We start from the raw sequence: 6,163 nt of genomic DNA, 5'->3' as shown, positions 1-6,163 counted from the left end.
GGGTACGGATGGAGGCGCCTTGGCTCCAATCTTGTCGACCATGCTTGCGTAACCAAACCAACACCGTCGACCGGCCCTGGATCCCGTAGCGCCGTTGAGCCTCTTTATAACTCAACTCGCCTTTTTCGACTTGGTCGACAACCGACAATTTAAAAGTCAGCGTGTAATCGCGTTGACTACGTTTTGCGCCCGTATCCATTGCCCCCTCCTGATAAGAAGCCAGAAGGTGTAAACCTTATTCAGGACGAGACAAGCACAGTGAAAAAGCCGCCAGTAGTGAAAAAGGCAGTGCCTGCCGAGCACTCCCGGCAGAAAACCGTGAAAAAACGCACACCTGTGGCTTCCAGGTCGAAATCCTCCAGTGAGGTGGCTAAAACCAAGCTGCCGCCGGCAACACTGGACTTGAGCTTGCCCAAGGAGATGGTCCAGGAATTGAAGCCGAAGGGAACCGTTTCGCTGCCGAAGCACGAGGGCATCCTGCCGCAGTTTTTTGGCGAGAAAACCAGCGGCTTCCAGCTCAATGGCCGTTTGCTCAGCAACGAAATGCAGTTGCAACTGCGTAACGAAGAGCGCCGGGATATTGATGGCGCGGCGCTGGATTTCGAATTCAAGCAGTAAATACAACCCGTCTGTGACCCGCGAAGCAGACGCTTTGTCGCAGACTGGTCAGTCACATTCACTTATCCGTAAAAACCCCGGTTCAGGGAATTTGAAACAGCCGTTTTAGCGGTTACTCTGTCCGCGTCCCTTTTACACATTGCCCGTCGCGAGGACTTGTTCGTCATGAAATGCCGTGAAGGCTGTGGCGCTTGCTGCATTGCCCCCTCCATCAGTTCGGCGATTCCCGGCATGCCTGATGGCAAACCTGCCGGCGAACGTTGCGTGCAACTCTCGGTCGAAAACCTGTGCAACATTTTCGGCCGTCCAGAGCGCCCGGCGGTCTGTTCCGGTTTCGCCGCCGATATCGAAGTCTGTGGCCGCAGCCAGGAAGAAGCGATCAGGTTGATCGGTTGGTGGGAGCAAATGACGGCGGCTTGATGTGTCAAACGAACGGAACTTCAACAATAAGGAATAAGACTATGGGTTCGCTGCATCGTATCGCTGTGTTGTGTGGTTTGACTGCCGTGCTGGTGACGTCGGTCGCGCAGGCTGAAGACTGGAAGGTCGCCAAGAACGAGGATGGCATCAAGGTTTCCCTGAGCGAAGTGCCGGGTTCGGACTACAAGTCCTATCAGGGCGTTGCTCTGATGAAGACCACCGTTGCCAAACTGCGTGCATTGCAGGAGGACGTTTCCGGCGCCTGCGCCTGGATTCACGAATGCAAGACCCAGAAACTGCTCAAGCACGAAGGTGATCAGAGCTGGACTTACACCCAGTTCAACACGCCTTGGCCGGTCACCCCGCGTGATTCGGTGCTGCACATCACGACCGTTGAAGGCGCCGACGGCAGCCTGACCCGTAACATGGAAGGTGTGCCGAAGTATGTTCCGGAGGAAAAAGGTTTTGTCCGGGTGGCTCAGGTCAAAGGCTTCTGGAAGTTTGTGCCAAAAGGCGATCAGGTCGAAGTGACCTATCAAGTGCACACCGAGCCAGGCGGCAGCGTGCCGGCGATGGTTGCCAACAAGTTTGTCGTTGATGCTCCGTTCAAGACCCTGAAAGCCCTGAAAGAGCTCGCCGAGAAGTAAACGCCCCGGATTCAGCAAAACGCCCCGATTGATTCGGGGCGTTTTGTTTTATGACTTTTTGTGTTTCCAGATAGGCGTTGAACGAAATTTTCACAAAGCGTTCAAGACAATTCGCCCGCGCTGTTTCCACGCTGTCCCTGTCTGCCGCCGCTTTGAATGAAAGTGTCTGGTGGCGGGGCACTAATCAATGGCAATGGTGCCGGTGATCGTGCAACATTTGCGCACCGCGCACGCCCCGGGGTCTGGAATGACCAATAGAGGGCATGGCGCCGCTGTATTTTGCAACTTCAACTTCCAATGGGTCCTAAAACGACATGGCAATCCCGGACGCCCTGAATCAGCAGCGAGCTTCTGCTCGTCTACTGCAACCGACCGTCAAATCGCATCTGGCCTACACGCTGCTTTGTGCGCTGGTCATGATGGTGATGTTTTCCGTGCTGCGCCTCGCGCTGCTGGTCTACAACCGCGAAATGATCCTCGATACCCCGGTTTCGACGTTCCTTGAAGCTTTCGTCAATGGGTTGCGTTTCGACTTGCGCCTGGTGGTCTACGTTTGCGTTCCGCTGGTACTGGCGCTGTTCAGTGCCCGGGCCATGGCTGCGCGCGGATTTTTCCGTCTGTGGCTGACCCTCGCTTCGAGCATCGCCCTGTTCCTCGGTCTGATGGAGATGGACTTCTACCGTGAGTTTCACCAGCGCCTTAACGGTCTGGTGTTCCAATACGTGAAAGAAGACCCGAAAACCGTGATGAGCATGCTCTGGTACGGTTTTCCGGTGGTTCGCTATTTGCTGGCGTGGGGCGTCGGCACCGTGATCCTGACGCTGGCGTTCAAAGGCGCCGACCGAGCCACGCGCCCGCGCGGGCCTTTCAGTGGTGGCAGTGTCAGCACGCGTCAGGTCGCGCCGTGGTATACGCGCCTTGCGGTGTTCGTGGTCTGTCTGCTGATTTGCGTGGTGGCCGCCCGTGGCACTCTGCGTCAGGGCCCGCCGCTGCGTTGGGGTGACGTCTACACCACCAATTCGAACTTCGCCAACCAGCTCGGCCTCAACGGCACGTTGTCGCTGATCGCGGCGGCGAAGGATCGGATGGGCGAGGATCGCAACAACATCTGGAAAGCCACGCTGCCACAAGAGCAAGCGCAGAAAGTCGTGCGTGAGATGCTGGTCATGCCGGACGACAAACTGGTCGATGCCGATATCGCTGCCGTGCGCCGTGACTACATGCCGCCGGCGGACAAGACCCTGCCGATCAAAAACGTTGTCGTGATCCTGATGGAAAGCATGGCCGGTCACTCGGTCGGCGCGTTGGGCGCACCGGGCAACATCACGCCATACCTCGACAAACTGTCGAAGGAAGGTCTGCTGTTCGATCGCTTCTTCTCCAACGGCACGCACACCCATCAGGGCATGTTTGCCACCATGGCCTGCTTCCCGAACCTGCCGGGTTTCGAATACTTGATGCAGACCCCGGAAGGCAGCCACAAACTGTCCGGCCTGCCGCAGTTGCTCAGTGCACGCAAATTTGACGATGTTTACGTCTATAACGGCGACTTCGCCTGGGACAACCAGTCGGGATTCTTCAGCAACCAGGGCATGACCAACTTCGTTGGCCGTAACGACTTCGTCAACCCGGTGTTCTCCGATCCGACGTGGGGCGTGTCCGATCAGGACATGTTTGACCGTGGTCTGCAGGAGCTCAAGGCCCGCGAAAACGGCAAGCCGTTCTACGCATTGCTGCAAACCCTGTCCAACCACACGCCTTACGCCTTGCCGACACCGTTGCCGGTTGAGCGCGTCACCGATCGGGGTTCGCTGAACGAGCATTTGACCGCCATGCGTTACTCCGACTGGGCACTGGGCCAGTTCTTCGAGAAAGCGCGCAAAGAGCCGTACTTCAAGGAAACCCTGTTCGTTATCGTCGGCGACCACGGTTTCGGTAACGAGCGTCAGATTACCGAAATGGACTTGGGCCGCTTCTATGTACCGATGCTGATGATCGCCCCGGGCATCCAGGAGAAGTTTGGTACGCGTGACCACACCGTGGGTACGCAGATTGACATCGTGCCGACCATCATGGGGCGTCTGGGTGGCGAAGTGCGCCATCAGTGCTGGGGCCGTGACTTGCTCAACCTGCCGGAAGGCGACACCGGTTTTGGTGTGATCAAGCCGTCGGGCAGCGAGCAGACCACTGCCATCGTCACGGCTGACCAGGTTCTTGTGCTGCCGAAAGAGAAAGAAATGGCGCCGAAAATCTATCAGTACCATTTGGGCGCAAACCCGGGTGGGGAGATCATTGCGAATGCTCCGCGCACTGCCGAGTTGAAACTCAAACTTGAGGCGTTTCTGCAAACGGCGACCAAGAGCCTGATGGAAAACACCGCCGGTGTGGTCAGCGGCAAACCAGACTGATGCCCGCGCAATAAAACGCCACACAATAAAAAAGAGGCCCTGAAAAGGGCCTCTTTTTTTTACGCTTGAATCGTTATATCCGACCGAGTAACAACAGTACCAACAGCACGACCAGCACAACGCCGATAATGCCGGATGGACCGTAACCCCAACTTCTGGAGTGCGGGAAGACCGGCAGGCCACCGATCAGCAACAGGACCAGGATAATGATAAGAATTGTGCCCATGTCGATTTCCTTGTTGATAACGTTCGAGAAGTCTTGGTGTTCTGGTCGACTGGAGACTCAGTAATTCCAGGCGGCTTATAAATTCCGACTGGTGCGAATGAAAGAAGATTCAATGTTTTTTTAATGTATTTGGATCGCTTGCTTATTTCCTTTTCCCCTTGCGAAAGTTCAGAACTTAGTCCCTCCCAACGAATCAAACGCGCCACGGTTTTTCCCTACCATTCAGCAATCTGATGGAGCGAGGCTGGCGGCACATCCTTCGCTACACTGCGCGCATCTTCCCCGGAACAACAAGGCTGTCTGCTATGCAAAATCGCATGATGATCACTGGCGCGGGCTCAGGCTTAGGTCGCGAAATCGCGCTGCGCTGGGCGCGTGAAGGCTGGCAACTGGCCTTGTCCGATGTCAGCGAACCCGGCCTGCAAGAAACCCTGAAACAGGTGCGCGAGGCCGGCGGCGACGGTTTTATTCAGCGCTGCGATGTGCGTGATTACAGCCAGCTCACCGCGTTTGCTCAGGCGTGCGAAGAGAAACTCGGCGGCATCGACATCATCGTCAATAACGCCGGTGTGGCCTCGGGTGGGTTCTTCAGCGAATTGTCGCTGGAGGACTGGGACTGGCAGATCGCAATCAACCTGATGGGCGTGGTCAAGGGCTGCAAGGCGTTTCTGCCGTTGCTTGAGCAAAGCAAGGGCAAAATCATCAACATCGCCTCCATGGCGGCGTTGATGCAAGGCCCGGCCATGAGCAACTACAACGTGGCCAAGGCCGGCGTGGTGGCGTTGTCGGAAAGCCTGTTGATTGAACTGGCGCAACAGGAAGTCGGTGTGCATGTCGTCTGCCCGTCATTCTTCCAGACCAACTTGCTTGATTCCTTCCGTGGGCCGACCCCGGCGATGAAAGCGCAGGTTGGCAAGTTGCTGGAAAGTTCGCCGATCAGCGCAGCGGACATCGCTGACTACATCTATCAACAAGTGGCCGCAGGCGAGTTCATGATCCTGCCTCACGAACAGGGCCGGATGGCCTGGGCGATCAAGCAGAAGAACCCGCAACTGCTTTACAACGAAATGATCACCATGGCCGACAAAATGCGCGCCAAGGCCAAGCAGAACAACGGGTGAAACTTGCCTGAAGGGGGGACGCGTCGTTAGGGTGGCGGCAATGGTCATCCTGTCGAGACGCGTCAATGCTCAATTACTTGTGGTTCTTGCTCGCGGCGCTGTTTGAAATCGCCGGTTGTTTCGCCTTCTTCATGTGGCTGCGTCAAGGCAAAAGCGCTCTGTGGGTGATCCCGGCGCTGCTCAGTCTGACGCTGTTCGCCCTGTTGTTGACCCGTGTCGAAGCGGCCTATGCCGGTCGCGCCTATGCCGCTTATGGCGGGATCTACATTGTGGCTTCGATTGGCTGGCTGGCCGTGGTGGAGCGGGTTCGTCCACTGGGTTCGGACTGGATTGGTGTGGCGTTGTGTGTGATCGGTGCGAGCGTGATTCTATTCGGGCCGCGGTTTTCTGCCGCTTGAACGGATGGTTTTGTGGGAAGTATCTGACAGCCCTGCGCTTGAGGGGGTGTAGGGCAAGACTGATTTGCCGATCATGCATTGTGGGGCGCAGGCAAGCCGCGCATCTTCAGCGTTCGCTAACCCTGAAGGACGAATCTCATGCTTGTACTCAGCCGTGTCGTCGGTGAGTTGATCTCAATCGGTGACGACATTTCCCTGCGCGTTCTGTCCGTGAACGGTTCCAGTGTGCGCTTTGGCGTCGAGGCGCCGCAGAACGTCAATGTGCACCGCGCGGAGGTCTACGAACGGATCCAGCGTCAGCAGGCCAGGCAAAAGGCCCGCTGAG

At 56.8% G+C, this 6,163-nt stretch carries 9 protein-coding genes; 7 read left to right on the top strand and 2 right to left on the bottom strand.

The window, feature by feature from the left end:
• Positions 1-199, bottom strand: a 199-nt coding sequence (locus tag AACY18_RS10760; protein WP_339431018.1) for a helix-turn-helix domain-containing protein, incomplete at its 3' end; no start/stop codon positions are given.
• Between the two features lie 38 nt (positions 200-237).
• Here AACY18_RS10760 and AACY18_RS10755 point away from each other — a divergent pair.
• The 4 genes from AACY18_RS10755 (at position 238) to AACY18_RS10740 (ending at position 4,093) form a co-directional block, all read left to right on the top strand.
• On the top strand, positions 238-618 hold the full coding sequence (locus AACY18_RS10755; RefSeq protein ID WP_339464838.1) for a translation initiation factor 2: 381 nt from the start codon (positions 238-240) through the stop codon (positions 616-618).
• Between the two features lie 165 nt (positions 619-783).
• Positions 784-1,038, top strand: coding sequence for a YkgJ family cysteine cluster protein (locus AACY18_RS10750; protein ID WP_339431120.1), 255 nt, complete (start codon positions 784-786; stop codon positions 1,036-1,038).
• Between the two features lie 41 nt (positions 1,039-1,079).
• Positions 1,080-1,685, top strand: coding sequence for an START domain-containing protein (locus AACY18_RS10745; protein WP_221729291.1), 606 nt, complete (start codon positions 1,080-1,082; stop codon positions 1,683-1,685).
• Positions 1,686-1,999: 314 nt separating this feature from the next.
• Positions 2,000-4,093: an LTA synthase family protein gene (locus tag AACY18_RS10740; protein WP_339431121.1), complete on the top strand. Its 2,094-nt coding sequence runs from the start codon at positions 2,000-2,002 to the stop codon at positions 4,091-4,093.
• Positions 4,094-4,166: 73 nt separating this feature from the next.
• Here the strand turns inward: AACY18_RS10740 and AACY18_RS10735 are convergent, their stop codons facing one another.
• Complete coding sequence (locus AACY18_RS10735; RefSeq protein WP_339431268.1) at positions 4,167-4,325, bottom strand: DUF3309 family protein; 159 nt, start codon at positions 4,323-4,325, stop codon at positions 4,167-4,169.
• 299 nt (positions 4,326-4,624) lie between these two features.
• Between AACY18_RS10735 and AACY18_RS10730 the strand changes: the two genes are divergently transcribed.
• The 3 genes from AACY18_RS10730 (at position 4,625) to csrA (ending at position 6,162) form a co-directional block, all read left to right on the top strand.
• Positions 4,625-5,440, top strand: coding sequence for an SDR family oxidoreductase (locus AACY18_RS10730; RefSeq protein WP_339431122.1), 816 nt, complete (start codon positions 4,625-4,627; stop codon positions 5,438-5,440).
• A 65-nt stretch (positions 5,441-5,505) separates the two neighbouring features.
• Positions 5,506-5,838, top strand: a complete 333-nt coding sequence (locus AACY18_RS10725; RefSeq protein ID WP_339431123.1) for a YnfA family protein — start codon at positions 5,506-5,508, stop codon at positions 5,836-5,838.
• A 138-nt stretch (positions 5,839-5,976) separates the two neighbouring features.
• Entirely contained in the window at positions 5,977-6,162 is a 186-nt protein-coding gene (gene csrA, locus AACY18_RS10720) for a carbon storage regulator CsrA (protein WP_221729287.1), read from the top strand.
• Position 6,163: the final 1 nt, after the last annotated feature.

The sequence above is a fragment of the Pseudomonas sp. EA_65y_Pfl2_P74 genome (assembly GCF_963970575.1).
GTDB lineage: Bacteria > Pseudomonadota > Gammaproteobacteria > Pseudomonadales > Pseudomonadaceae > Aquipseudomonas > Aquipseudomonas baetica_A.
This window is presented reverse-complemented; position numbering and strand designations above follow the sequence as displayed.